Here is a 22,770-nt window from a genome sequence, read left to right on the forward strand (position 1 = left end):
AATAAAAAAATGCCGATACGCTAGGAGTCATATCGGCATATAAAATAAACGCAAGAAGCAATGTAAGTCATGTCGTACTAATTCGTATCAAACCTGTCAATTTGATACGAATGTAATGATAATTATTCTCACTAAGATATTCAACCCTAAATTAAATAAGGTTACTTTGTAGCCTTTCCGTCTATGCCGACCACAGAATCAATACCCACTTATACCGTTCACACAAGAGCTGTGAGTCGGCACCTTTTAATAGGGTTTCATTCTTGATAGCACACACAAGTGCTTTTATTGCAAAAATAAAGTTTGCTATCTGAATTTTTATATGGCTTAATAACGTCACTGGTTTGGAAGTACAGGCCTATTTATGTTAGTCAGTTTAAAGTTGTTCACCGTTTAGCGTTATCCTCGATACCACTTCATTGCGAATTCCTTCTAATTAATTCCCATAAGTAAAAATAAAAAACAAACCCTCATATGCCTTATGGCAAATTAAATAAATTAAAGGAAATTCTATGTCTAATACAATGACTGGTTCAGTAAAATGGTTTAACGATGATAAAGGTTTTGGTTTCATCACTCCTAAAGATGGAAGTAAAGATGTATTTGTACATTACTCTGCAATTCAGAGTGATGACTTCAAATCTCTGATGGAAGGCCAAGAAGTTTCATTTACCATTGAAAATGGTATGAAAGGCCCAGCAGCAGGCAACGTGGTGGCTCTCTAAAGGCGCTATTACTATTCGCCTCTATTTTAAATGCCCTTGTTGTAGCGGTTCACAATATAGAACATCACAATTTGATGTTACAGTGAACAATCCACACGGCGCAAAATGTATTTTTTGTAAGACTGTAATGGCTGCTCAAATGAGTTAAGCGTTAAATAGTTGAATATATAGAACCTCGCTTTGGCGGGGTTTTTTTGTTGCTTAAATTTAAAGATGATCCCTTTATATTTTAAAACGTACATATTCATTAGTGTGTGGTAAACTTAGGAAAGTAAACATACCTCATTGCTATCAACAGCAAACCTTGCATTTGCAAGTTTTTATCGAAAATAGATGCGGTATCTAAAGGAATAATTTCCTAAGGAGATGCCTATGAATTGGTCTGCGCTATTACACCGAATCCCCGCTTTTTTACGGAATGTAATTATCATTGCTTTATTGCTCTTAGTTGCATTTGTGATAGTTCGTTGGTTCAGGTAAATTCATTCCGCCATTAGCTTAACTGGGAGAGTATTTAGTTTTATTTAAACTAAAAGTCGAGGTTCGATACCTTGATGGCGGCCTAATTAAATATAAAGCTTCTCATCTATTTTTTATTTTAATCTATAGAAAACTTGATATTAGGAGCATAAACTCTTAGGAGTTATTATGACAGGACTAAATCAAACAAAAGTAATTAGTCGAGTTTTACAATGGATTAGTAGTGTTGGCCTGATATTGCTTGCAATTATTTTAATAATTTTTTTAGTTAAAGAAACTATTATCCTTGCTAATTTATTGTTTACAGTTAGTGATCCAGTTTCAATTTATTTATTAGTTGATGGACTTATCATTTACTTTCTTTGTTTTGAATTTATTGCATTAATTATTAAATATTTTCAGTCGAATTATCACTTCCCATTGCAATATTTTATTTATATTGCAATAACTGCGGTAATTAGGTTAATTGTTGTTGAACATAAAAATCCTCAGTTACTTATTGTTTACTCAGGAACGATACTGCTACTTGTTATTGCATTATATATTTCTAGTGCTGAAAGATTGAAACCTAATTAAAATTATAAAAGTAGTAAAAAAAGCATAATCTTACTAATATGAATACAGTTATGATCTACTATAATCAGATTATATGAATGTTTCATATGAGGTAGTAAGAATGTTTAACTCTGTTACAGATATTCACAAAAATAATTTTGTTGGTAAAAAAATTATTGTAGGGATTAGCACTTGTTTATTAGGGAATAATGTTAGGTTTGATGGTGGTCATAAGCGCTTTCATCTTGCCGTAGATGAACTATCTGATTATTTTGAATATCAATCGGCTTGTCCTGAGATGGCTATTGGTTTACCTACACCAAGGCCCGCACTAAGATTAGTTAAATCAAATTCAGGAGAAATTGCATTAAAATTTAGTAACGGGAGTGAAGGTGATTTAACTGAAAAGATGAATCGGTATTCTGTTGAGTATTTAGAGAAATTTAATCAGTTTAGTGGGTATATTGTTTGTGCAAAATCACCAAGTTGTGGATTAGAGCGTGTTCGTGTATATGATCCTATTGGTAATGGTAATAGGAAGGCTGGGACGGGTATTTTTACAGAAAATCTGAAAAAAATGATGCCTTGGTTACCAATAGAGGAAGATGGACGATTGAATGATCCTCATATAAGAGAAAATTTTGTTATACGTGTATTTGCACTGGATGAGTTGAATGAATTGAGAATGAACGCATTTACTCGTCAGTCTTTAATCGATTTCCATACAAGATATAAACTGCTCTTATTGGCTCATTCACAACCTCTTTATAGAGAGTTAGGTCGCTTTGTTGCTAATAATAAAGAATGGCATTCATTGGAAGCTTTTTTTGATGAATATCGAAATAGATTTATGACATTATTACAGCACCAAGCAACACGACGTAATCATACCAATGTTCTTATGCATGTGCAGGGGTATTTTAAGCGCTATTTAACATCAAATCAGCGACAAGCATTAAGTCAATTGATTTTAGAATACCGTCAAGGAATACAGCCTTTATTAGCACCTTTAACATTAATTAATCATTATCTATCAGAGCATCCTGATAATTATTTGAGTAAACAGAGATATTTTCATCCTTATCCTCAATCCTTAAGATTACGTTATGGATTATAATAAACTTATTGATAGGAGGAAAATATGATACGTTCTTTTGTCACTTTTTTAAGTTCATTTATTCTTACTGGATGCAATGTTATTCCTCCGAGTGACATTAAGCCTGTTAATAATTTTGATCTATCACGTTATCTTGGGCAGTGGTATGAGGTCGCTAGAATAGATAATCGTTTTGAAAAAGGCTTAACGAAAGTTACCGCAAATTATTCATTACGAGATGATGGTGGTGTTAAGGTTATTAATCGAGGTTGGAGTCAAAATAAACATCGCTGGAAAGAAAGTATCGGTAAGGCTTATTTTGTTGATTTATCTAATAAAGGTGCATTAAAAGTATCATTTTTTGGTCCATTCTATGGTGGATATAATATCATCAAATTGGATAAGAATTATCAATATTCTTTGGTTGTAGGACCAGATAAAGATTATTTATGGATATTATCACGTACACCGACCATGCCATCAAATTTGTTGAATGAATATATTCATTTTGCAACATCATATGGATTTGATAGTAACAGGATCATAATATTTTAACAAAAGGTATATAGCTGAATTTAAATACTATCTAATTTGATGGTATTTAATTATAATTTGAAAATGCCTATTCATATTATCCATTATAATAACACTGGTAATGATTATTTACACCTAAGAGCATGGGGATTTATGAGTTAGTGTTATCCAGGCTAGTCGTTTTGTTTTTATTGGTGAATAAAATGTGCACTTTTCTGATTTTTTATTTATATCGTTCTCGATTTGAGTTGTTTGTTTAACTGACTGATTTTTATCATTATTAGTTATTAAAATGAAAGTAATTATAAAAAATAAAGAAATAAGAAATAAAATAATATATCGCACTTGATTACTCCGTTTCATAAATATTATTTATTATTTTATGAATAAATTTATAAATATGTACAGTAATAAATAAGAATTACTATATTTTTATAAATCATCTCGAAAATCTCTTAATAATTTCTCTTTATATTAATCATTAATGGGCACTCCGTAGGGGTGTATATGTGTATGGATAAATTAACCAATGTAACCTATGGAACAGCAGGCCTAACGGCCTTTTTTGCCAGTCTCTCTTTATATGAATGGGGATTTGTTATCGGGATGGCGTTCAGCATGGTTCTAGGTTTAGCCACTTATTTTATGACTCGAAGAGAACAGCGAAAACGTACTCAATTATTTGAAGAGCTTGTTCGTCATGTTGACCCACAAAACCCGACCGAAACGTTAAAAAGACTTGCTGAATTAATGGTGAAAGCACCAAAGGATATTTAATGTCTCTCAAACAGAAAATAGCGGCGCTAACAACAGCAGGAGCCACAGCAATCGCATTAGTAGTGATAGCCCATTTTGAAGGTGTGCGTTATGAACCTTATCGTGATGTGGCAGGCGTTTTGACGGTTTGTTATGGGCATACAGGCAAAGACATTATTCAAGGTAAGACATATACACAACAAGAATGTGATGCGTTATTACAAAACGATTTTATTAAGACACAACAGAAAGTCGATGCATTAATCAAAGTACCACTCGATGACTACACCAAAGCCGCTTTATATTCCTTTGCTTTTAATGTAGGAATGACAGCATTTGCTCGCTCAACATTACTCAAGAAATTAAATGCGGATGATAGAGCGGGTGCCTGTGAAGAAATAAAACGTTGGGTATATGCGGGTGGAAAGGTTTGGCGAGGGCTTGTCAGTCGTCGAGAAGCGGAGTCAGCACTATGTCATGGAAACCTTTAATCATCATTATCAGCTTTATCCTTGCATTACTCATTACAGTCGCTGGTGGCATTTATCTCTTGATTGATAACTCATGTACTAAAGACCAAGTTAGTTTAGAAAAGCGCTGTCAGATAGCTCTCTCACATCATCGGTACTAATCATGAAATACGGGAAACTCTATGCCGTCATTGCGATGCTAGGCATCATTGTGGGTAGTTATTGGGTGATTAACTGGCAAGCTAACAGAATTAATCTATTAGTAGAAACAAACAAAGAACTAAAGATTGCTCTCGAAGAACAGAGGTCTATTAATACTGATTATCAAGCACGCATAATGCGATTAAATCAGTTGGATATTCAATATATACAGGAGTTAGCGAATGCCAAGAATGAAATTAGTCGCTTGCGTGATATTAGTGAGCATCATCCTGAGCGGGTGTATATCAAAGCCGAGTGCCCAAAAAACAAAACCACTCCCGCCACCCGCTTGGCTTATGCAACCACCGCCCGACCTACTGACACCGCTATCAGAAATTATTGGTTACTCAGAGAGCGAATTGCAGAGTCAGAACAGATGATTAAAGGGTTGCAGGATTACATTAGAGTGGAGTGTGTGAACTAAAAAAAGCCCAGCATGGGTGCATGGGCAAACTAACTAAACACCAATCAGTAAGAGTATAGCGAGGTTGATTTTAGTTAGTATAGCTTAAGTAAGTATATATACCAGATTGATAATTCTGATTAACTTATTTCTTACCCAAATAAAAACGCAAGATAAAAATAACCCTGTGAGTTTGGGCTCCCACAGGGCTTTCACTAGTATGTGTGAAAACAATAGATTACCAATATTCAGTAAGCCAATCTGTTAATAATCAACGTAAGTTTTTAGAAAACAATCGCCTCGCAATAGCGGGGCTTTTTAATGGAGAAATATCATGGCAGTAGAAGGTTCAGAGAATCCAGTTAAATTCCGTGAAGAATTGGATAAAAGCATTCCAAAAGAATAACCCCGACAAGGTTAGATAAATCGTTTATCCATTAAGGAGGTCGATCCCTATCTTGACTGCTAGGAATAGACTAGAAGTGACCAAAGTAACGTAGTGACACGTGATGATGGTTGCGAATGGTTACTTTTTGTCGTCTGTATATATAGGCTTGGTGCAGGTGGCTTCCATCACAGGCATCCCTGGGGATGATATGGATTCAATTATTACTTTTGTGTCATTTCCACGAAGTAATGTAAGCCTTGTATCGTGGCTCATCCAATAGAATTCTTTGTAATAAGGTACTCCGAATTGAGATGAGTATGCTCCTTTTACCTTCATAGCATAGGTCGGAGATGGCATATGACTACTCTTTTTAGCTGGCGCTATCTTGAGGATTTGTGTTGCATTTGATTTATAAACAGAAAATATCTGGCTATCCTCACTTTTTTTGGTGGTGCCGTCTTGGGAGTAATTAATCCAAGAGCACTCCATTTCAAATATCAGGGTTTCATCTGTTGCATTAGCGCACACAGTGAACGGTATAAGTAAAGCAAAAAGATACTGTCTCATGATCCCTCTATGTCAATGCAATATCGTCTTACGACAAGACTATCACAAGAAGAGCTAACTATGACTGAAAAATATCACGTAATAGCAACTAAGAAAGATGGCTCAACATACAAAGGCATAATGACCACTAAAGAGCCTCATGTGACCAATAGGATAATCGGTAGCGCAAAAATAGAATACAAAATAAATTAGACCAAAAATAGCGTGTTTTGGGCATTCTTCAGGCCTGTGAGGATAAATAAAGGTGAGCAATTAAGCTCTATAAAAGACACAGGAGAATTCTAATGTCTAAAACAACCGATCAGCTGATCAACAATCTTAAGCATAACTTCAAGTTACTGGAAACCATTTATCAATCAGGCTTGTCAATTTACTACAATACTGACGTAATCCATGATGCTATTGATGCAATCATTGATGAGTTAAGGCGACGAGGAGTTGCTATCTAACAATAGCCCGCTCCGGCGGGTTTTTTATTGCAAATCACAAAGCTCACTACGGTGAGTTTTTTAATTTGTTATTGAGGATATGAATATGGCTAAAAGACCAGATTGGGAGGCCATCGAGTCGGTTTACCGAGCTGGCGTGATGTCACTCCGAGAAATAGCTTCACAGCATGGCATATCTGAAGGGGCTATACGCAAGAGAGCTAAGAAAGATGATTGGTCGAGAGATCTTAACGCAAAGATAAAATCTCGTGCTGATGATTTGGTACGCAAAGAAGAAGTACGCAAGCAGGTACGCACAGAAACAACATTATCTGAGCGCGTACTTATTGAGGCTACGGCTGAGGTTATTGCTAATGTTCGTATGGAACACAGGGGCGATATACGGCGAGCGCGAGAACTGGCTAACGTCTTGTTTGATGAGCTGAGTACAGAGTGCGCAGATGTGCCTGCCTTGAGTAAGTTGGGCGACCTGATGTTTAATCCTGACGATAACGGTCGCGACAAACTCAATGAAATTTATCACTCAATTATCTCCCTGCCTGAGCGTGTTAAATCAGCAAAAGCACTTAGTGAAACACTTAAGAACTTAATTGGACTTGAGCGTCAGGCATATGGCCTTGATGACGTTCAGCCGAATAAGACGGCTAGCCAACTATCAGATTTAATGGACGACCTATCTAAGGAATAATCATGAAGCCAGAACATCTTGCATTATTAAGAGATAAGCTCTGGCGATTGAACCATCTCTACTGGATAACCAATAAAGAAGGTAAACCAGTTCGATTTAAAATGACGCCTGAGCAGCTTGAATACTTCGAAGGAATGCACACGCGAAACATTATCCTTAAAGCACGTCAGCTTGGCTTCACGACTGAGGTCTGCATTATCCAACTAGACGCGGCTCTATTTGAGGCAGCCAAATGTGCATTGATAGCCCACACGCTAAACGATGCTAAGCGACTATTCAGGGAAAAGATAAAATACGCTTACGAAAAACTACCTGATGAAATTAAGGCTGCAAATCCCGCGAGTAATGATGCGTCTGGTGAATTGGTGTTTAGCAAAGGCGGGTCACTTTATATCAGTACATCATTTCGTGGCGGCACACTCCGATATTTGCACGTTTCTGAGTTCGGCAAGATATGCGCTAAGTATCCAGAGAAGGCTCGTGAAATTGTCACTGGTGCATTTGAAGCGGTATCAAGCAATTGTTTTACGACGATTGAAAGCACAGCGGAAGGTAGAGCAGGTTATTTTTATGATTACTGCCAGTCTGCTGAGAAAGCACAAATTCAGGGCAAGACTCTTTCTAACCTAGACTGGAAATTCTTTTTCTTCTCATGGTGGAAGAATCCAGAGTATGCGATTGACCCTGTTGATCAATTACCACAGCGGTTAGTTGATTACTTCGATGAGATATCAAGTAAGCACGGCGTTCAATTAAACGAGCGCCAGAAAGCATGGTATTACGCCAAAGAGAAAACACTTGGCGACGATATGAAGCGGGAATATCCGTCAATACCGTCTGAAGCATTTCAGCAATCTGTTGAAGGTGCTTACTACGCCAAGCAATTCCGCTTTCTGTACGAAAATAAACGCATTGGTACACTTCCTGATAACTCGCATCTACCGGTTCATACGTACTGGGATATCGGTGTGGGTGACTCAACATCAATCTGGTTTATCCGTGAAGTGGGCGAAGAGTTCCACATCATAGACCATTACTCAAATAGTGGTGAAGGCCTGCGACACTACATGAAAGTGCTGAAAGACAAAGGCTACACATATGCAAGTCACAATGGCCCTCATGATATCGATAACCGTGAGTTTGGTTCTGATGCGAAATCTCGGCGTGAATTAGCGCGTGAAGGGTACGAAATCGATGGACAAATTTACTCAATTCGATTTGACGTAGTGCCGAAGCTTTCCATTGATGAAGGCATTGAGGCTGTGCGTGAAATCCTACCACTTTGCATGTTCGATGAGCACAAATGTAGTGAAGGCATCACGCATCTTGAGGGATATCGCAAAGAGTGGGATGACAAACGCGGATGTTGGAAAGATAAACTGCTTCATGATTACACATCTCATGATGCTGATGGATTTAGATATTTTGCAGTGAGCCGAAGAAATACTAAACGGTTGACTAAGAAAATAGAATTTAACTGGAACTAACATGAATACAAACGTTGATTATAAGCATCCAGCTTACAATGAGTTTTTGCCTGAATGGGACATGATTGGCGATTGTGTTGATGGCGAACGAGTTGTTAAAAGCAAGAAAGAGAAATACCTCCCTCATCCGGCAGATAACAAAGATGAAGATGATAAGGGTAATGAGCGTTATAAGCGCTATTTAGCTAGAGCATCCTTTCTGAATGCCACGGGTAGGACACTTAGTGGTTTACTTGGTATTGCTTTCAGTAAGCCAGTAAAGATTAGTGTTAGCTGTGGTGTCGAGTATTTAGAAACTGACATAGACGGTCAAGGCCAGCCACTAACCCAAATGATAAGGGATGCGTTATCGCAAAACTTACAGCGTGGTCGAGCTGGTCTATTAAGTGATTTTAGCGGAGCAGGGATTCAGTCAGAAGCTAATAAGGGACGCCCTTATGTTCGATTGTTCACAGCAAAAGAAATCATCAACTGGCGTGTAACGAATGGGAAAACATCCCTCGTTGTCCTCAAATATCAAGAGCCAGTAGATACAGATGATTTTGAACTGCAAATGCAGAATAGCTGGATTGAATTAAGGCTTATTAATGATGTAGCTCATTCTCGTCGTTGGTATGAAGATGGAGACATAAAGGTTACAGATTGGGTTGTATTGAGTGATGCGATTGGCAGTCCATTAAATGAGTTGCCATGGTCATGGATTGGCTCAATGAATAATGATCACACTCCTGATTCTCCACCTCTTGCTGATATAGCATACGTGAATATCAAACATTATCAGGCTGAGGCTGATATAGCAGAATCGGCACATACTGTCGGTCAACCAATGGTTGCATTAACAGGTCTTACAGATGACTGGGTTGAGAAACATATGTCTGATGGATTTACTGTTGGCTCCCGTAAAGGGGTATTGCTACCACAAGGTGGTGATATGAAGTTTGCACAGCCTGAAGATAGAAATATTCAAATCACCTTAGCTGAACGTAGAGAGAAGCAAATGGCAATGCTAGGCGCTAAGTTAGTTGAACGAGGAACGTCAGCAAGAACAGCTACACAGGCACAGGATGAGGCACAAACAGATAATTCAGTGCTGTCATTGTGTGCGGGTAATGTTGAGCAAGCATTTAACCGAGCACTTGATTTTTGTATCCAGTTTGCGGGTGGTGGCGAAGCGTCAATACAACTGAATAAAGTTTATGATATCGCTAAGTTAGATTCACCAACGATTACAGCGTTATTGGCTGCGTTGCAATCAGGAACTATGCGATTGATTGATTTTGTTAAGTACTTGCAAAGTATCAATATCATTTCTCAAGACGAGAGGGCTGAGGATGTTGTTGATGAATTGGAATTAACGAGAGGGGCAAATATGTTGGGAGTGTGACTATGCAACCGAGCATCATCCTTGACAACGCATTAATGATACAGGTCATGCTGGAAAGGTTGAAGTCATCAACAGCAGATACTCGTGATTTAGTGTTGGATATTCGTGCCACTGTGGCATCTGCGCTGTCTACCTTCTCAGGTGATATTTCCTCTATAAGTAAAGCAAAATCAATCGCGCTTGCATTAAAAAAATCACTAAAGCCAGTTCTCTCTAGTCATTCTGGAAAATTGCTTGATGAAGCCATCAGTGTTGCCATTGTTATGGCAGATGCCGAATATCGAGGTTTTAACTCACTTCTAGAAGGTATTAAACCTGCCAATTATGAGAAAGTGCGTAAAGATGTACAAAACATCCCCATGAACCTGACGGGATGGAGTGGTTCGTTATTCCTAGAAAAGTTTATTGAATCTTGGGCTGATACATCCATTCAACAGGTAGAAAATCAGGCACTGATATCACTATCATCTGGTGGTGATGTGTCTGATCTGCAATCAACGATTAACGGGACGTCAGTTGAACCTCTAATCATCGCATCGTCGGTAGTCGGTAGGATTGCTAGGGGCTTTCAGATGATATCCAGAACCTCTTTACAGCATGCACACAGTATAGGGGCAATGGATTTCTACAAAGAGAATCCTGATCTGATTAAGTATGAAGAGTTCAGCGCAATACTGGACAATAAAACATCATCAGTATGTAGATCATTATCCGGTAATCGCTATCCACTAGGAGAAGGCCCCAAACCTCCTCTTCATCCTAATTGCCGTAGTCGATTACTTCCAGTTTTAGATGAGAAATACATAAACTTAATTACAACAGATTATGTTGGTAATTCTGAATGGGGTGAAGAGTCTTATTACGAGTGGCTTTATCGCCAGCCAGCGAACAGGCAGGACATTGTATTAGGTAAGACTAGGGCTCAGTTGTTTCGTGATGGTGGATTACCGCCTGATAAATTCGCAAAGTTACAGCTCGATAAATACTTTAAGCCAATAACGCTTAAGGAACTTCAACGGATCATACCTGAAGCTTTTAATAAAGCAGGTATCGACCTCAAATGACCCACTTCGGTGGGTTTTTTATTATTCGCAGTTTGAGACTGCACCATCTAAACCAGAGGTTTTACGATGTTTAAATACCTATTAACAAAAGAAGAATTTGATGCATTAACTGATGATAAAAAGGTTTTGTATAAAGAAGTCGGTGGAAATTACCAACTTCAAATCGAAGGTATGCCAGAAATTCCAGATGTGTCAGGGCTTCAAAAGAAGGTTGATGAATTACTTTCTGAGAAAAAAGCAGAGCAAGAAAAGCGCCGACAAGCCGAAGATGCAGCGAAGAAAGCGGCTGAAGAGCAGGCTCGTAAAAATGGTGATATTGAATCACTAGAAAAAAGTTGGGCTGAAAAGTTAAAGGCGCGTGAAAGTGAGCTATTAGCACAGCTACAGGAAAAAGACGCGAGCCTACACACACTATTGGTTGATAACGTCGCACAAACGTTGGCTACAAAGCTTGCGGGTGATGCTGCGCCGTTAATTATCCCGCACATTAAATCTCGATTATCAGTAGAGGACGGTAAAACGCGAGTAGTTGACGCTAATGGGCATCCTTCAGCATTCACTATTGATGATTTAGAAAAAGAATTTCGTAATAACCAGTTATTTGCTCCGGTAATTATCGGTAGCAAAGCCACCGGAACCGGAGGGGAAGGCGGCAAAGGGAAATCACCAGCCGGAGGCAGTGATAAACCCAAAAGCGCAAATCCATTAGTTGATAGCGCACGTGAAATCATTGCTAATATCCCAGAGGATTAATTTATATGTCTTTACATATTTTTCAAAAACAAGTATCGCTAGCAGCAACAGAATTAGTTGCTCAAGCTGTCCGTCAGTTTAACGAAGCATCTGGCGGCGCTTTAGTTATCGGTGATGGTGATCATATCGGTGACTACATTGAGCAAACATCATGGCAGTTACTTGGCGGGCTGGCTCAGCGACGTAACGCTTATGGTTCAGGCAATCTAACGCCGCAAGAATTGGGTCAAATCCTTGACCGTATGATTAAGGTTGATGGTCGTATTGGTCCTGTATCTGTTACCCCAACGATGATGAAGCGACTAGGTAAAGATGTGTCAGAAGCGGCCGCGGTAGTTGCTGCTCAATCAGCAGAAGCCATGTTGCAAGATTATCTTAATACTGCTGGTGCAGCATTGAAAGCAGCTATTTCTGGTAATACAACGGCAGTTACTGTTGGCGGAGAAACGCCATCATTAAGAGGTTTGAATAAGGCCACACGTCCATTCGGCGATGCTTATTCACGCATTGTCGCTTGGTTAATGGATGGTGCAACGTTCAACGACTTTATGGATGAGACACTAACCAACGCGAATAACCTGTTCCAAATTGGTAACGTCGCCATTAAACAAGATAACCTTGGTCGTCGTTTTGTTATCTCTGATATTCCCGCTTTGTCAGATGCAGACAAACAGCATTCGTTAGGTTTGGTTACTGGCGCCGCAGCGATTCAAACATCGCCATTGATCATGAAGGCTCAGGATGTGTTAGGCCAAGAAAATATTAAGGCACTAATGCAAGGTGAGTATGACTTTACTATTGGTCTGCGTGGTTATCAGTGGGGTAAAGATAGTATCAAATCACCCACTAACACACAGATTGAAACGGTAGCTAATTGGAAGCAGATTGCTACTGATATTAAAGATACCGCTGGCGTTATGGTTTCATTTGGCAAGAATACTAGTATTGGTGGGTAATGCGAGGGGCAGTAGCCCCTTATTTATCCATGAGGAGTGATCATGTCTATTGTGATTACGGTTGAGCAAGTTAATGAGCAATTAGAGGTGATGGGGTTTGAGGCAACAAGCCTTGTTATAAGCTCTGCCATATCTATTGTGGATACTATTGATACTTGCCTTGATAACGCAGGATATTCAGATGCAGTTGTTACTTTAATTAAGCTGTATTCGGTTATCCTCATATTATCATCTGCTGATGTTAGAAAAATATCCTCAGAACACGCACCTTCTGGCGCTTCTGTTTCATATCAGTATTTTGCTGATGGTAGAAAAACATTGTTAAAAACGCTGTCTTCTCTGGACCCCTCTGGATGTACCGATAGCTTACCTATTGAACGACCTGTTGGCATTGTTCAGTTTGATGTGGTTCGAGGGTGATATGGGGAAAATCCTGCGACGATTTTGCAAGGGGTGGGCAACCATTTGGAAAATTACAGGTAAAGATGGTTACGGTAAACCCATATTTTCAGAGCCAATTCACATCCGATGTGATTACGGAAGTAGTTTTAAAGATGGTAGAAAAACCATTGGCACTGAAATAATTATTAAGAATGTTATTTGGACTGAGTATAGCGAAGCAACTCAAGAAGACTATATCGCCATTGGCAAATATGAAGATAGAGATCCATTTTTGCATGGTGCTAGTAGGATTAAGTCTATCGATAGAGACCGAGATATTAATGGCGGCCTAGATGATTACACACTAACAACGGCGGTGTAACTATGGGGGCAAAAGTAAAAGGAATAGGTAATGCGATATCTAACTTAAACTCTCTGGTTGGAAGTATAGCATCAAAAAAGATAGCTCGAGCCATGCATAGAGCGCTAGATATTGGTGGTAGGCAAGCTGCTATATACACACCCATTGACACTAAAATGCTCATTAACTCACAATTTAGAGATGTAAAAGTAAAAGGCACACTATTTACTGGTCGCGTTGGTTATTCTGCTTCATATGCTGTTTTCGTTCATGATCCTAATGTTAATCAAAGTTTCCGTAGACCTACCGCTAAGAAAGAATTCCTCCTGAAAGGATTTGAGGAAACGAAACAAATGATTGATAAGGCTGTCGCTGAGGAGTTTAAAATATGACGACCTTTGAGAGACTGAAAAACTATTTTTCTGAATCAGGATTATCAGATGGCTTCATTCAGCAGGATTATATTTGGAATGAAAAAGAAGGTAATGATTCAGATTCATACATCGTATTTCAGCAACCCAATGGAACTGGACGTATTGATGATCTAAGTGGTAATGATTTCTTTACCGTTTCACTCATATCTGGCAAGGCGTGGATTGAGTTTATTGTTCAGAGAGCTAACGAAATACTAGAGTATGTAAGGTGTCACTCTAGAAGCCATAACATTGGCTTTATTATCAATACATCTGGTTTTGTTAATCCAATTCAAACGACAGAAGGTAGGTTTATCATTCCGCTTTCTTTCCGTTGTACATCTTAAATTAAACACATCTCAACAGGTCGCTCATGCGGCCTTTTTTATTTGCAAATAAAGAGGTTATAACATGGCACAATGCCCTGATGATAAAGGTCTAGTGATGGGTAACGCAGGTATTCTGCGCATTGCAAAAGGCTGTCCTGACCAGGTACCAGCACAAGATCAATTCCTGCGCTTAGGCGCACTAACAAGCAAGTCATTCGATTTCGGTATGGAGACAGTGACATCTAATGCTGATGACACTAAAGGCTTAACTGAATCAATTGTTACTGGCGCTGACTTTACCATTAGTTTTGATGGTGAGTTAAAGAAAGCTGGTGTAACCGGTTCTACTTCCGCATTTGATATTGCTAAAGAAATCCTTGATGAAATCAAAGCAAGTCGCCAGCCAACATATTGGGTTCAACTTGATATGAAAGGCGATGGTTCTGATGTTATTCAGGGCTATATGGCTTTCACATCTTGGTCAATGGAGTTTCCAACAAAAGAAATCTCCACTTACTCTGGTGAGTTGAAAGTTGCTGATGCAGAAACGGTTGAATGGTTACAAGAAGAAATCGTTGTTGAAAGCATTGCTGTTGAGCCATCCTCCCTGTCCGTAAAAGTGGGTGAAACCAAAACATTTACTGTCAAATTTACACCAACCGATGCGACGAACAAAAACTACACTGCCGTAAGCGATAAGCCGAACTTTGCAACAGTTACTCAGCTTGTGAATGTGGTCACTGCGCGTGGCGTTGCCGAAGGTACTGCAAACGTTACTGTCACATCCGAAGATGGTAGTAAAACAGCCAAATGCGTGGTCACTGTTACCGTTGCTTAATATTACAAAGGGTGCTTTCGAGTGCCCTTGATAATATTCAGGAGGGATTATGACGCCTATTTTAGAAATCGGTGAGATGGTTATCTCTACTGATAAAAAGGATTACTTATTTAGACCATCGTTCATCAATATGACAAGAGTTGGTGAGCCTAAACAGATTGTGATCGCATACGGTCAATTAAATGGCACAGAGGTACAAGATTTAATTACTCGTGCCGTAATGAATTACAGGGTTATTCCTGAGTGGTTAATAAAGACCATTGGCAAGCCAACATATGGCCGAAATATTCTACAGTCTGCAATGATGGTTATGCAGGCGTGCTGTGATGATGATTGTTCTGAAATAATTGGCGAATGGAAATCAGGTAAGCGCGGTATCGTCTATAAAAACGGCAAGATGCCAATCGCTGACATTATTGTTATTGCCAGAGAGTTATTCACTCATGGAATTATCGGCAAAGCGAAGATACGCAAACTTCAACGCAATGAAGGCAAAAATGAATTCTCAGATGAGTTCATGGCAATTGACTACATTAGTTCTGCTCGTGCTCATTTTGGAATGAATCGTGATGAAGCAGAGCAGTTAACCATGACTGAATTTCAGATGATGCTCAAAGCTAAATATCCCGATGAGAAAGGCTTCACCAAAGAAGAATATGACAACATCATGAAGCAAGATGATAAGCGTAATAATGAGCTGATTAGCGGTAAACGTCGATTGGTGAGTAGAAAGAAAGTATAACTATTGTGATAAGCATCAAAATATAGCTTTTATAGTTAAATTGAATATTTGAATATGTGATAGATGGTGGTTTAATAAATAAAATTAAACTATTTTTGGTGTGGTATGTGTAATTTAAATAGTGATGCAATGAGACCGACTAGCGGCAAAAGAAAGGCAACTGCGGAAGGTAAGGGAATCACAAGTAAAAAATTGATATTTATTGCGTTTTTTATTATTACGTTGGCGGTACCATTGGGTTCATTTATAATTACTCAAGTTATTGGCAATGGAGCTGGTGAATATACCGCTATATCTCTAATTGTAAGTATTTTATCTTTTATTTTATCAAAATGTATTGATGTGTTTATTTCATTTGTGGAATTAAAGCATAAAAATATGAAAATCGGTCTTTTGTTCATTCAATACATCTTAGATATGCTTACTCCACTTTTTTTCATTGTTGGTTTTATCGGTTATTCAACCACGTGGTATGTGGTTGCTGTTGTCGCGTCATCTGTTTCAATGGCTGTTGCATACGGTAGGAAGTTGATATTAATTTATTAATTGCAGAAAATATAGAATACCCGCTCTGGCGGGTTTTTTGTTGTCTGAATGTCTTAACTTACAATGGATTGATTTTATGAATAAAATAACCGCAAATGATGCTTTCAAGAATGCAGTAATTGGAACGGTACCAGAAAGAAAGGATGAGTTTGAATTACTATGGTCAGAAAATAATGTCAATGTCATCCTGTCTGATGATTATTATGGATTTGATCTTAAGTCAGGAGTTTTCGATTCAATAGTGTACAACCATAAAACAATGACAGTGTGTTGGGTTGTTGGTTTTTGTGCGCAAACATCTTTCAGTGTTTTGCATGAAAAGATATTTTCTTGCAAAAATACGGGGCATCCATTGAATATAGTTAATTTATATAGTGATTCAATAAAACAAAAAATTATTAATGGAGCCAATTTGGTTAAACAGCTTTTAGATGCTGAGAAATTTGATAATGTGAAATGGGTTTCTGATATACCTCATCCAGATATGCAGAAACCTAATGATGTAAATGGAGAAATGTTTTTTGATATTTCATGTATGAGTATGGCATTTAATATTTTGCACGAGCTAAAGCATTTATCTATAAAAAAGGATAATGAAAATTTAACTGATCACGATGAGGAATTAGCGTGTGATGATTTTGCAAAGCATTTTATAATAGATAATATTAAGGATTATTCAAATTCATCAGGTGATGATTACAGTTTAGTTAAGAATAAACGGCTGATGGCGATCGCGTTATCATGTTCATTATTATATATGATTACTCCGCCAAGTCATTGGCTTGGTTCTGAAACTCATCCATCAATTTCGAGAAGGGTTAAGGCGTTATTTAATTCTTTTGATATTGCTGATAATGATTATGCGTCTTGCTATCTGTCTACATCTTTATTGATGGTGTTGTTTGTATTCAACATTAAAGTAAATGAATTAAATGTAATAACACTCAAATCACTATCGTTTAACTTATTAGATAAACTTGATGAATTTGCTATAAATGCTAAATAGTTATAAAACAAGGGCATCCGTGCCCTTTTATTTTAACTGACAAGTATTATTTCATAGTCAGCGGAGTGAAGTGATGTTAGTAACAGCTAATAACCTTAGGATTGAAGTTGTTGGCGAACAGAACGGATGTTATGTCGTTTTCATTCATCATTCCTTTGGATACCATATACTGAATTTTATTAGGAATAGCTGAAGACTGATTATTACTTTGAACATAAGAAAAAAGAGCCTTAACTGCATCATCAAATGCAACGTTTAAAGATGAAGCTGAGTAAGGTTGACCAATTATTGTACCTTGGCCATGCTGAACATAAGAAAGCGTCCATTCAAAACCATTACTAACCTTTTCTAACTCAACTCTGTACGCATATGTACCATTCATTTCTGAAAACGTTATAAGTTGCAACATATTACCACCTTGATAGATATTTAATTGTTTTCTTATGATAACAAGACTTATTTTTTATATTTAGATACAGAGCATATTTATAGTTATAACAAACTCATGTGGTTCTCTTTGTTCGTTTTCTGAAAGCGCCAATCCCAGCCTTGTCCGAAGTTATCCGAATAACTAAAAAATCTTTACAAGACTTATCTTGAACCACTAAAAAAACAAGATATACTGTATTTGTATACAGTTATTCTTGTGTGGTTACTTTTATAGCTTGTGTTTATAAAACCAGTGTTTTTATTCACAGATGTATAAATTTTATTTATGTCATAAAATCAGTGCAATTTTTATTTTTAGGAAAATGAAAAATGACGGTTGTTGCTGATGGTGAAGGAAATGATTTAATCGAGTGTCCATTATGTGGAAACCAGCATGATGCTAATGAACTTTGCGCTTGTGGTTATGACCCCAAATTAAAAGAAAAAAATAAGTCCAATTATCAAGCTATTCATGCCGTTACAGCTACTCTTGATTTTGTTGCCGGGGATAAGGGGCGGGATATTAATGTAGAGGTAGGTAAGGAATGGGGCTTGGATTCTGATGATGTAGTTCAGTTTATATCCAGTGCAGATAAAAGATTCATGGCTAAAAGAAAGAGCCATGGGGTTATGAAAGAAGATGCGATGCCTCATAACACTCCAAAAACATTTTCACGATATTTAGATAAAGACCTTTCATTTGTTGATTTCGTTACAGGGATTATGAAGTTGATGAAAAGGGAGGCTTATGAAGATAGATCTACCCTTTCAGGAGGGGCTTTAGTTTTTATCCATTATCAAGTTGATTTAGATGATAGTAGTGATGGTAGACTATTGATTATAATGGTAAACAAGAAAGGTGTTTTTGATTTTAATGAGAACCTTGTGCCTAAAAAAATACCATCTGTAAATTTAGATGCTTTAAGACAGGCTGTATTAATTGATTTAACTTTGTTTAAGTCAAGTTACCCAGATAATGATGGCGATCCTTATTTACACTTTATTACGGGCATGTCAAAAAGTGAATTTTTTAAAAGAGCACTTGGTTGTAACCCTAAAATTGATAACAAGCGAAGTATAGATCAGTTATTGAAAGCTGTAGATGGATTCTCAAACAATTTATTACTCACAACAGAGCAAAGGATCAAGGTAAGGGAATCAGTAAAATCTTTTATTGATGTTAAGGCTAAGAGCCTTGACAAGAAAATGACCGTTAGTGATGTAGGGAGAATCATAGAGAAGTGCATACCTGAAATGCAGAATGTAACAGGTAGATTTGAACAGTATGTTGATATAAACGAGTACACCATTGATCAGTATTTTGAACCTCACTACACATCATCAAAGCCATTTGGAGAAATAAAAATTTCAGATGACGATGATGAGTATGAAGTGACTTGTAGTGTGAATACTATCGGCTCCAGCAATAAATCAGATAAAAAAATAATTTACGATAAAGCCAATTCTCGCTTGATTATTCGTTTAACAGATTCGGGTATAACAGAAATAGAGAAAATTATTAAGGGGGCATAAATGCTCAGTGTTGATGAGTTTGAAAGTTTTGTAAAAATAATGAAAGGCTCATCTACATCAGTTGTTAAGGGGCATTGTATAATTAATTTTGAATCTCCTCTTGATAACGTTGAGTATTTTGAGCTCTTGTTAAATAAGTATGGTGTCACTTCAATTTCAGAAAAAAGCCAGAATGAATTTGTCATTAGTACTGAGTTTTCAGATGAATCTATCCTGTTCCTTTCTATGGATAAGCTATTTTATAAATCTTGCTCAATAGGTAGCGTGCCGGAGTTTTTTTATGTTCTAAAAGGGAATCAATCATCATTAGAAGAGTCAAAAGAAACATTGTCAATATCTTTGTTTTTAAAATGGAAATCGATAGTAACAAAGGTTTCAAACCATACTATTAATGATAAGTGTATTCTATATATGCCAAATGATGATGGCGGAAAAGAGCTGGTTGTAACCATAAATGAGAGCTTAGATTTTGTAAAAAAAATAAACTATAAAATTGACTCAAATCTTTCTGCTGATAACATTCTTAAAGTTTTAGATATAAATGACGCTCAATCTACTGAGCGTGAGTCAATAATGAGAACTGCGATATTTGAACTAATAAAAGATAATGAAAACAAAAATTTAATTTCAGTTATAGAAGCAGGGGATAAGATATATGTTCGTTATCAAAATCTACTTGAATTATATACAAAAAGATTTTCAGTAAACAAAATACTGTCAGAGTTAGAGCAAAAACAACTTGAGTACACAACTAAAATTAATGATTTTGTTTCATCTAGTCAAAATAAAGCATTTGCTATTCCAGGTGCTTTGATTGCAGTCGGCGGGTTGGCGAAATCAGGTGGTTTTTTCGACTCAGTTCTCATATTCATTGGTCTATATTTGATATATAGGGTCACTTATATCTCAAATGAGATACTGCTTGATTCTTATGAGTCATTGAAAAATAGCTTAAATGACCTAATTAAAAGGTATTCTAAGTTCGATGAAGGTATTGAGGTGCGAGATGCCGCATCTAGAATAGATTCAGACATAAAAATAAAAATAGGTAATGCTAAAAAAAGAATCGAAAAGATTAATGATATGGGTGTAATTATGTTGTGTGTAGGTGCTGTTTACTTAATTATAAAGTTGTTTACACCTTAATATACCTATTCCTTTTAAACCCACTCCGGTGGGTTTTTATTGCTCAAGCATGGCTGATTTTCATCCGATTAACTTATTTTTTTTGGCAGGGCCATGCGTTAATAAAAGAATCTACTACCAGATGACTTGCTTGCTTGTCACGAGCCTCAGGTGAATTCTTTAGGTGTTTAGCCGCAACGTCCATAGCTTGGTTTAGCGTAACATTGCGTGGAGGGCAGAAAAGAATACCCGAACCCAAGTCAAGCGTTCCTGCTATATAGCCTGAGTACATGCCTGACTTAACAATATCGTTAGCATCTAGCATAGTATCATTAATTAGTCGCTCTCTTGCTTGGTTATATTCGTGCACAGAATTTCCATCCCAAAGATAAACTTGAGCAGTAAGTGGCATAGGAAACAGTAAAAGAAATAAAAATTTTTTCATTAAATATCTCGGAAAGTAAGTAATATTTTAATATTTTAACAGAAAAACAAAATATATTATTTTATTTTTCGACACCAATTAGGCAGAGTTAATTTATCTCAATAAGCTCTCATAAATGTTTTTTATTGCCATAGTTTCACTATGCTTCTTAATTGAGGTTTTTTGTTTGTATATTTTCTAGGATGATATTGACGCTACTAGTGATAACTAGGGATACGGATCACGGAAATAGGTATAAAAAGTAAATTTACCTTTAGTAAGGTAAAGATAATACATAACATAAGATTAATTTATTACTCGCAAGGAATATTTATAATGAAAAAAATCTTACTTATTTCTGTAATATCACTTTCTAGTTCTGTTTTTGCTGCTGACCATCAAAAGGTTGGCGATTGGTTGGTCAGTAAGGAAGAAAATAAATTAACAGATAAGATAGATTATTACGCAATTCTTTCTGCAACAGATCAAGATGTATCACTTGTGTTACGTTGCCAAAATGATAGGACTGAGGCTTATTTATCAATGAGAGACTATATTGGTAGTGGTTATAATTCCAAGGTGACTCTGCGAATAGATAAAGAAAAACCCTTAACTCAGTCATGGGGAGTTGGAGAGGGTGGTACATCATTATTTGCACCAAAACCTGTATCATTAATTAAAAGTTTAGTAGGTAAAAAGAGTTTAGTTTCTGGATATAGCCCGTATGGTAAAACTCAAGTAATAGCTGAATTTAATCTGGAAAATATAGATACGATAGCAAAAGAAATATCATCCGCTTGTAACTGGAAGTTACAATAAAAAGGAAGAAAATTTGTAATGAAAAAGCTACTAGTAATACTTGCCATTCTAGCTATTTCCTTGTCTATTTTTGCTTATAATAAATTAACCATATTTACAGTACAGCCAATAGGTGCGATACCAGATGGTGTAACAGTTGTTATTTGGAAAAAGGGTGATATGAGGTTTTTTGAGAGTCCAGATAGTTTATGCATACAGAAAACTGGGGGAGTAAGTCTGTTGTGCAGAATGAGAATGTTAGGAAACTCAATTGATAAAGACGACATCATTATTAGATTACCGTATAGCGAATACGCATACTTAAAATCAACCAACGGAAAAACTTTTGATAGGTAATGAATGGGCGTTCGTTATTTTGGGTTTTATTTCTAGTAAGTAAAATATTCCGAAGCCTCTCAATGAGGCTTTTTTGTTTGCTTTAATTTGCACTATAAGCAGCTAAACTAATAACAAATTAACTAACGAGGATGGTGTTGTGAAAAGGTTATTATTATCTTCTTTTTTGGTTTTATCTGCCTTGGTTATTTCTGGTTGTGCTCAAGAAAAGCAAATCGACTATAACCAGAAGTCATCTATGCTTTCATTGGGGATGGATAAAGAGCAAGTAAGAACGGTTCTTGGTGATCCTAGAAGAACAGAAGTTAATACCGAAAGAGAAAGATGGGTGTATTGGGGGAAAGTTTATTATGGATTTACTCCAGTAGATAACGAACAGCTATCTCAGGATAGACTAGTTGTGACCTTTCAGGAAGGTAAAGTAACTAAATGGGGGCAACAAACATTTTCTGATGATGCATTGGAGATATCACAAAAAACAATTGAAGCTACCACTAACGCAATAAAATCATCACAATAAAATACTTTAAAG

General features: G+C 37.0%; 32 protein-coding genes and 1 tRNA gene. 30 read left to right on the forward strand and 3 right to left on the reverse strand.

What is annotated here, in order from left to right:
* The first annotated feature begins 512 nt into the window (after positions 1–512).
* The 10 genes from cspE (at position 513) to GTH25_RS06235 (ending at position 5,241) form a co-directional block, all read left to right on the forward strand.
* Positions 513–725 carry a transcription antiterminator/RNA stability regulator CspE gene (gene cspE, locus GTH25_RS06195; RefSeq protein WP_041701226.1) on the forward strand — a complete coding sequence of 71 codons (213 nt, stop codon included), beginning with the start codon at positions 513–515 and terminating at the stop codon, positions 723–725.
* 7 nt (positions 726–732) lie between these two features.
* Positions 733–873 carry a cold shock small protein YmcF gene (gene ymcF, locus GTH25_RS19400; protein ID WP_419775829.1) on the forward strand — a complete coding sequence of 47 codons (141 nt, stop codon included), beginning with the start codon at positions 733–735 and terminating at the stop codon, positions 871–873.
* 339 nt (positions 874–1,212) lie between these two features.
* Positions 1,213–1,287: transfer RNA gene (locus GTH25_RS06200), tRNA-OTHER, on the forward strand.
* An 86-nt stretch (positions 1,288–1,373) separates the two neighbouring features.
* Complete coding sequence (gene psiE, locus GTH25_RS06205) at positions 1,374–1,781, forward strand: phosphate-starvation-inducible protein PsiE (RefSeq protein WP_164530409.1); 408 nt, start codon at positions 1,374–1,376, stop codon at positions 1,779–1,781.
* 100 nt (positions 1,782–1,881) lie between these two features.
* Positions 1,882–2,877 carry a YbgA family protein gene (locus GTH25_RS06210; RefSeq protein WP_109372766.1) on the forward strand — a complete coding sequence of 332 codons (996 nt, stop codon included), beginning with the start codon at positions 1,882–1,884 and terminating at the stop codon, positions 2,875–2,877.
* Positions 2,878–2,901: 24 nt separating this feature from the next.
* A complete protein-coding gene (locus GTH25_RS06215) occupies positions 2,902–3,411 on the forward strand; it encodes a lipocalin family protein (RefSeq protein WP_109850509.1) in 510 nt (169 codons plus the stop codon).
* A 486-nt stretch (positions 3,412–3,897) separates the two neighbouring features.
* Complete coding sequence (locus GTH25_RS06220) at positions 3,898–4,167, forward strand: phage holin family protein (protein ID WP_098943665.1); 270 nt, start codon at positions 3,898–3,900, stop codon at positions 4,165–4,167.
* Entirely contained in the window at positions 4,167–4,637 is a 471-nt protein-coding gene (locus tag GTH25_RS06225) for a lysozyme (protein ID WP_109850508.1), read from the forward strand. Before GTH25_RS06220 ends, GTH25_RS06225 begins: the two co-directional genes overlap by 1 nt.
* Complete coding sequence (locus GTH25_RS06230; protein ID WP_004244729.1) at positions 4,619–4,777, forward strand: hypothetical protein; 159 nt, start codon at positions 4,619–4,621, stop codon at positions 4,775–4,777. The genes GTH25_RS06225 and GTH25_RS06230 overlap by 19 nt, the downstream gene beginning before the upstream one ends.
* A 2-nt stretch (positions 4,778–4,779) precedes the next feature.
* Positions 4,780–5,241, forward strand: coding sequence for a lysis protein (locus tag GTH25_RS06235; RefSeq protein ID WP_164530410.1), 462 nt, complete (start codon positions 4,780–4,782; stop codon positions 5,239–5,241).
* A 505-nt stretch (positions 5,242–5,746) separates the two neighbouring features.
* On the opposite strand, the gene GTH25_RS06240 is transcribed toward GTH25_RS06235, so the two are convergent.
* A complete protein-coding gene (locus GTH25_RS06240; RefSeq protein WP_036976683.1) occupies positions 5,747–6,175 on the reverse strand; it encodes a hypothetical protein in 429 nt (142 codons plus the stop codon).
* 284 nt (positions 6,176–6,459) lie between these two features.
* Here GTH25_RS06240 and GTH25_RS06245 point away from each other — a divergent pair, with 284 nt between their 5' ends.
* The 15 genes from GTH25_RS06245 to GTH25_RS06315 all read left to right on the forward strand — a co-directional run bounded on the left by GTH25_RS06245 (position 6,460) and on the right by GTH25_RS06315 (position 17,572).
* Positions 6,460–6,624, forward strand: coding sequence for a hypothetical protein (locus GTH25_RS06245; protein WP_164530411.1), 165 nt, complete (start codon positions 6,460–6,462; stop codon positions 6,622–6,624).
* Between the two features lie 85 nt (positions 6,625–6,709).
* Positions 6,710–7,312: a hypothetical protein gene (locus GTH25_RS06250; protein WP_202983526.1), complete on the forward strand. Its 603-nt coding sequence runs from the start codon at positions 6,710–6,712 to the stop codon at positions 7,310–7,312.
* A 2-nt stretch (positions 7,313–7,314) separates the two neighbouring features.
* Entirely contained in the window at positions 7,315–8,799 is a 1,485-nt protein-coding gene (locus tag GTH25_RS06255; protein WP_164530413.1) for a terminase large subunit, read from the forward strand.
* A gap of 1 nt (position 8,800) precedes the next feature.
* Positions 8,801–10,183, forward strand: coding sequence for a DUF4055 domain-containing protein (locus tag GTH25_RS06260; protein WP_164530414.1), 1,383 nt, complete (start codon positions 8,801–8,803; stop codon positions 10,181–10,183).
* Between the two features lie 2 nt (positions 10,184–10,185).
* Entirely contained in the window at positions 10,186–11,247 is a 1,062-nt protein-coding gene (locus GTH25_RS06265; RefSeq protein WP_109850503.1) for a phage minor head protein, read from the forward strand.
* 66 nt (positions 11,248–11,313) lie between these two features.
* Positions 11,314–12,000 carry a hypothetical protein gene (locus GTH25_RS06270; RefSeq protein ID WP_089503223.1) on the forward strand — a complete coding sequence of 229 codons (687 nt, stop codon included), beginning with the start codon at positions 11,314–11,316 and terminating at the stop codon, positions 11,998–12,000.
* 5 nt (positions 12,001–12,005) lie between these two features.
* Complete coding sequence (locus GTH25_RS06275) at positions 12,006–12,956, forward strand: major capsid protein (RefSeq protein ID WP_164530415.1); 951 nt, start codon at positions 12,006–12,008, stop codon at positions 12,954–12,956.
* A gap of 42 nt (positions 12,957–12,998) precedes the next feature.
* Entirely contained in the window at positions 12,999–13,376 is a 378-nt protein-coding gene (locus tag GTH25_RS06280; protein ID WP_098943655.1) for a DUF7370 family protein, read from the forward strand.
* A 1-nt stretch (position 13,377) separates the two neighbouring features.
* Positions 13,378–13,719, forward strand: coding sequence for a hypothetical protein (locus tag GTH25_RS06285; RefSeq protein ID WP_164530416.1), 342 nt, complete (start codon positions 13,378–13,380; stop codon positions 13,717–13,719).
* 2 nt (positions 13,720–13,721) lie between these two features.
* Positions 13,722–14,090 carry an HK97 gp10 family phage protein gene (locus GTH25_RS06290; protein WP_164530417.1) on the forward strand — a complete coding sequence of 123 codons (369 nt, stop codon included), beginning with the start codon at positions 13,722–13,724 and terminating at the stop codon, positions 14,088–14,090.
* Complete coding sequence (locus tag GTH25_RS06295) at positions 14,087–14,458, forward strand: phage tail termination protein (protein WP_164530418.1); 372 nt, start codon at positions 14,087–14,089, stop codon at positions 14,456–14,458. The genes GTH25_RS06290 and GTH25_RS06295 overlap by 4 nt, the downstream gene beginning before the upstream one ends.
* Before the next feature lie 64 nt (positions 14,459–14,522).
* A complete protein-coding gene (locus GTH25_RS06300) occupies positions 14,523–15,278 on the forward strand; it encodes an Ig-like domain-containing protein (protein ID WP_164530419.1) in 756 nt (251 codons plus the stop codon).
* A 49-nt stretch (positions 15,279–15,327) separates the two neighbouring features.
* Entirely contained in the window at positions 15,328–16,020 is a 693-nt protein-coding gene (locus GTH25_RS06305; protein ID WP_164530420.1) for a DUF6246 family protein, read from the forward strand.
* Positions 16,021–16,125: 105 nt separating this feature from the next.
* Positions 16,126–16,566, forward strand: a complete 441-nt coding sequence (locus GTH25_RS06310) for a hypothetical protein (protein ID WP_164530421.1) — start codon at positions 16,126–16,128, stop codon at positions 16,564–16,566.
* 76 nt (positions 16,567–16,642) lie between these two features.
* Positions 16,643–17,572 (forward strand): phage exclusion protein Lit family protein, encoded by a 930-nt coding sequence (locus GTH25_RS06315; RefSeq protein WP_164530422.1) that lies wholly within the window; start codon positions 16,643–16,645, stop codon positions 17,570–17,572.
* 76 nt (positions 17,573–17,648) lie between these two features.
* Here GTH25_RS06315 and GTH25_RS06320 read toward each other — a convergent pair whose 3' ends face one another.
* The gene (locus GTH25_RS06320) at positions 17,649–17,981 is read right to left on the reverse strand and encodes a hypothetical protein (RefSeq protein WP_164530423.1); all 333 of its coding nucleotides are present in this window, start codon (positions 17,979–17,981) and stop codon (positions 17,649–17,651) included.
* A 350-nt stretch (positions 17,982–18,331) separates the two neighbouring features.
* Here GTH25_RS06320 and GTH25_RS06325 point away from each other — a divergent pair, with 350 nt between their 5' ends.
* On the forward strand, positions 18,332–19,534 hold the full coding sequence (locus tag GTH25_RS06325) for a nucleoid-associated anti-phage protein (RefSeq protein ID WP_164530424.1): 1,203 nt from the start codon (positions 18,332–18,334) through the stop codon (positions 19,532–19,534).
* Positions 19,535–20,680 (forward strand): anti-phage protein, encoded by a 1,146-nt coding sequence (locus GTH25_RS06330; protein WP_164530425.1) that lies wholly within the window; start codon positions 19,535–19,537, stop codon positions 20,678–20,680.
* Between the two features lie 73 nt (positions 20,681–20,753).
* On the opposite strand, the gene GTH25_RS06335 is transcribed toward GTH25_RS06330, so the two are convergent.
* Positions 20,754–21,104 carry a Rap1a/Tai family immunity protein gene (locus GTH25_RS06335; RefSeq protein ID WP_164530426.1) on the reverse strand — a complete coding sequence of 117 codons (351 nt, stop codon included), beginning with the start codon at positions 21,102–21,104 and terminating at the stop codon, positions 20,754–20,756.
* A 315-nt stretch (positions 21,105–21,419) separates the two neighbouring features.
* Here GTH25_RS06335 and GTH25_RS06340 point away from each other — a divergent pair, with 315 nt between their 5' ends.
* The 3 genes from GTH25_RS06340 to bamE all read left to right on the forward strand — a co-directional run bounded on the left by GTH25_RS06340 (position 21,420) and on the right by bamE (position 22,758).
* Positions 21,420–21,902 (forward strand): type VI secretion system-associated protein TagO, encoded by a 483-nt coding sequence (locus tag GTH25_RS06340; RefSeq protein ID WP_164530427.1) that lies wholly within the window; start codon positions 21,420–21,422, stop codon positions 21,900–21,902.
* Between the two features lie 18 nt (positions 21,903–21,920).
* Positions 21,921–22,238, forward strand: coding sequence for a hypothetical protein (locus tag GTH25_RS06345; protein WP_109850496.1), 318 nt, complete (start codon positions 21,921–21,923; stop codon positions 22,236–22,238).
* Between the two features lie 139 nt (positions 22,239–22,377).
* On the forward strand, positions 22,378–22,758 hold the full coding sequence (bamE, locus tag GTH25_RS06350) for an outer membrane protein assembly factor BamE domain-containing protein (protein ID WP_164530428.1): 381 nt from the start codon (positions 22,378–22,380) through the stop codon (positions 22,756–22,758).
* Positions 22,759–22,770 lie beyond the last annotated feature (12 nt).

The sequence above is a fragment of the Proteus terrae subsp. cibarius genome (assembly GCF_011045835.1).
In the GTDB taxonomy this organism is placed as follows: domain Bacteria; phylum Pseudomonadota; class Gammaproteobacteria; order Enterobacterales; family Enterobacteriaceae; genus Proteus; species Proteus cibarius.

Bases quoted from the DNA above. Each gene is read 5' to 3' on its own strand.
- cspE (WP_041701226.1), top strand. From the start codon at position 513: ATGTCTAATACAATGACTGGTTCAGTAAAATGGTTTAACGATGATAAA.
- psiE (WP_164530409.1), top strand. From the start codon at position 1,374: ATGACAGGACTAAATCAAACAAAAGTAATTAGTCGAGTTTTACAATGG.
- GTH25_RS06210 (WP_109372766.1), top strand. From the start codon at position 1,882: ATGTTTAACTCTGTTACAGATATTCACAAAAATAATTTTGTTGGTAAA.
- GTH25_RS06215 (WP_109850509.1), top strand. From the start codon at position 2,902: ATGATACGTTCTTTTGTCACTTTTTTAAGTTCATTTATTCTTACTGGA.
- GTH25_RS06220 (WP_098943665.1), top strand. From the start codon at position 3,898: ATGTGTATGGATAAATTAACCAATGTAACCTATGGAACAGCAGGCCTA.
- GTH25_RS06225 (WP_109850508.1), top strand. From the start codon at position 4,167: ATGTCTCTCAAACAGAAAATAGCGGCGCTAACAACAGCAGGAGCCACA.
- GTH25_RS06230 (WP_004244729.1), top strand. From the start codon at position 4,619: ATGTCATGGAAACCTTTAATCATCATTATCAGCTTTATCCTTGCATTA.
- GTH25_RS06235 (WP_164530410.1), top strand. From the start codon at position 4,780: ATGAAATACGGGAAACTCTATGCCGTCATTGCGATGCTAGGCATCATT.
- GTH25_RS06240 (WP_036976683.1), bottom strand. From the start codon at position 6,175: ATGAGACAGTATCTTTTTGCTTTACTTATACCGTTCACTGTGTGCGCT.
- GTH25_RS06245 (WP_164530411.1), top strand. From the start codon at position 6,460: ATGTCTAAAACAACCGATCAGCTGATCAACAATCTTAAGCATAACTTC.
- GTH25_RS06250 (WP_202983526.1), top strand. From the start codon at position 6,710: ATGGCTAAAAGACCAGATTGGGAGGCCATCGAGTCGGTTTACCGAGCT.
- GTH25_RS06255 (WP_164530413.1), top strand. From the start codon at position 7,315: ATGAAGCCAGAACATCTTGCATTATTAAGAGATAAGCTCTGGCGATTG.
- GTH25_RS06260 (WP_164530414.1), top strand. From the start codon at position 8,801: ATGAATACAAACGTTGATTATAAGCATCCAGCTTACAATGAGTTTTTG.
- GTH25_RS06265 (WP_109850503.1), top strand. From the start codon at position 10,186: ATGCAACCGAGCATCATCCTTGACAACGCATTAATGATACAGGTCATG.
- GTH25_RS06270 (WP_089503223.1), top strand. From the start codon at position 11,314: ATGTTTAAATACCTATTAACAAAAGAAGAATTTGATGCATTAACTGAT.
- GTH25_RS06275 (WP_164530415.1), top strand. From the start codon at position 12,006: ATGTCTTTACATATTTTTCAAAAACAAGTATCGCTAGCAGCAACAGAA.
- GTH25_RS06280 (WP_098943655.1), top strand. From the start codon at position 12,999: ATGTCTATTGTGATTACGGTTGAGCAAGTTAATGAGCAATTAGAGGTG.
- GTH25_RS06285 (WP_164530416.1), top strand. From the start codon at position 13,378: ATGGGGAAAATCCTGCGACGATTTTGCAAGGGGTGGGCAACCATTTGG.
- GTH25_RS06290 (WP_164530417.1), top strand. From the start codon at position 13,722: ATGGGGGCAAAAGTAAAAGGAATAGGTAATGCGATATCTAACTTAAAC.
- GTH25_RS06295 (WP_164530418.1), top strand. From the start codon at position 14,087: ATGACGACCTTTGAGAGACTGAAAAACTATTTTTCTGAATCAGGATTA.
- GTH25_RS06300 (WP_164530419.1), top strand. From the start codon at position 14,523: ATGGCACAATGCCCTGATGATAAAGGTCTAGTGATGGGTAACGCAGGT.
- GTH25_RS06305 (WP_164530420.1), top strand. From the start codon at position 15,328: ATGACGCCTATTTTAGAAATCGGTGAGATGGTTATCTCTACTGATAAA.
- GTH25_RS06310 (WP_164530421.1), top strand. From the start codon at position 16,126: ATGTGTAATTTAAATAGTGATGCAATGAGACCGACTAGCGGCAAAAGA.
- GTH25_RS06315 (WP_164530422.1), top strand. From the start codon at position 16,643: ATGAATAAAATAACCGCAAATGATGCTTTCAAGAATGCAGTAATTGGA.
- GTH25_RS06320 (WP_164530423.1), bottom strand. From the start codon at position 17,981: ATGTTGCAACTTATAACGTTTTCAGAAATGAATGGTACATATGCGTAC.
- GTH25_RS06325 (WP_164530424.1), top strand. From the start codon at position 18,332: ATGACGGTTGTTGCTGATGGTGAAGGAAATGATTTAATCGAGTGTCCA.
- GTH25_RS06330 (WP_164530425.1), top strand. From the start codon at position 19,535: ATGCTCAGTGTTGATGAGTTTGAAAGTTTTGTAAAAATAATGAAAGGC.
- GTH25_RS06335 (WP_164530426.1), bottom strand. From the start codon at position 21,104: ATGAAAAAATTTTTATTTCTTTTACTGTTTCCTATGCCACTTACTGCT.
- GTH25_RS06340 (WP_164530427.1), top strand. From the start codon at position 21,420: ATGAAAAAAATCTTACTTATTTCTGTAATATCACTTTCTAGTTCTGTT.
- GTH25_RS06345 (WP_109850496.1), top strand. From the start codon at position 21,921: ATGAAAAAGCTACTAGTAATACTTGCCATTCTAGCTATTTCCTTGTCT.